This window comes from Bradyrhizobium sp. 190 (assembly GCF_023073415.1).
Taxonomy (GTDB): domain Bacteria; phylum Pseudomonadota; class Alphaproteobacteria; order Rhizobiales; family Xanthobacteraceae; genus Bradyrhizobium.
The window spans coordinates 1-1,547 of record NZ_JADPJL010000006.1; the positions used below are offsets into that span (position 1 = coordinate 1).

Here is a 1,547-nt window from a genome sequence, read left to right on the forward strand (position 1 = left end):
TGTAGCAGCAAAGCTAAAATGTCAGCACTGAGCAAAGTAGAGATGTCAGTTTCGGCTCCTTTTTGGGAGTTCGGAGGCTGTTATTTCGATGGGCATGGTGGTGATGAGCAAGCGCGAGCTGAACCGTCTTGATGTTCTGGCACGGCTAGACAGCGACAGATTAACAGCTCGCGCAGCTGCTGAGCTGATGGCGATTACGCTGCGGCAAACGTATCGGCTGTTGAGACGATATCGCGATAACGGCGCTTCGGCCGTCGCCAACCAACGCCGCGGTCGTCCTTCGAACAACCGCTTGCCGGATGTGGTTCGCGATCATGCGATCGCTCTAGTGCGGGAATGCTATGCAGACTTTGGACCAACATTCGCGGCCGAGAAGCTGGCAGAGCGTCATGATCTCAAAGTTTCGCGGGAGACGCTGCGCAGCTGGATGCGGCGGGCGGGGATCTGGACGTCCCGCGCTGAACGCAAGCGAATCCAGCAACCTCGGCATCGCCGTGAGCATATTGGTGAGCTGATCCAGATCGACGGCTCAGAGCATCGCTGGTTTGAGGATCGTGCAGCTGCCTGCACGTTACTGGTGTTTGTCGACGATGCGACAAGCCGCCTAATGGAGCTTCGCTTTGTCGCATCGGAGAGCACATTTGCCTATTTCGAGGCGCTGAAGGCCTATCTTCGCCGCCACGGTAAACCCGTCGCCTTCTACTCCGACAAGCATTCCATCTTTCGGGTGTCGAACGAGAACGCGGCCAGCGGCAATGGAATGACCCAGTTCGGACGGGCGTTGTCGGAACTCAACATCGAGATTCTGTGTGCCAATACCAGCCAGGCGAAGGGTCGCGTCGAGCGCGCGCATCATACGCTGCAGGATCGCCTGGTGAAGGAGCTGAGACTCGCCGGCATCAACACGATCGAAGCGGCAAACGCGTTTCTGCCCAACTTCGTCGCCGACTACAACGGCCGCTTTGCCAAGCCAGCGGCCCGCGATAAGGACTTTCATCGTTTGGTCGATCCCCGGCAGGATCTCGATCAGATTCTGTGTTGGCGTGAGCAGCGTCAGGTGTCGCACCAACTGGTGGTGAACTACAGTCGCATGAAGCTGACGCTTAAGCCGGAAGGCTTGGCAGTTCGCCTTCGCGGCAAAATGGTCGAGATCTATGACTTTCCGGATGGGCGGCTGGAGGTTCGCTGGAATGGTCGATCTCTGCCTTACTCAGCCTTCGACAAACTGCAGCGCGTCAGTCATGCCGCCATCGTCGAGAACAAGCGCCTGGGCGAGATCCTGGCCTGGATCAAGGAACAGCAAGACAGCCAGCCTCGCTTCAACCGAGTTCCGGATGGACCACGACGATCGAACCAGAAGCCGGGCATTCTAAAGAACCGCGCCATGAAGATCGTTGAAGCTGCCAAACCGAAGTCGAAATCTCCCCGCGTGAGCCGGCGCCGCTCCGATATGGTGGTCTCCGCGGCGCCGGCTCACACTACCAGCGAGGCCGCCGAGTGACATTTCAACTTTGCAGAGTTAGGGACATCTCAACTTTGTTGCAACA

1 protein-coding gene is annotated in these 1,547 nt (G+C 57.9%); it reads left to right on the plus strand.

From position 1 onward, the window contains the following. Positions 1-88: 88 nt before the first annotated feature. Complete coding sequence (locus tag IVB22_RS03735; RefSeq protein WP_247515978.1) at positions 89-1,501, plus strand: ISNCY family transposase; 1,413 nt, start codon at positions 89-91, stop codon at positions 1,499-1,501. Positions 1,502-1,547 lie beyond the last annotated feature (46 nt).

What these genes read in the sequence shown, in the direction of transcription:
- IVB22_RS03735 (WP_247515978.1), top strand. Translation starts at nt 89, where the DNA reads ATGGGCATGGTGGTGATGAGCAAGCGCGAGCTGAACCGTCTTGATGTT.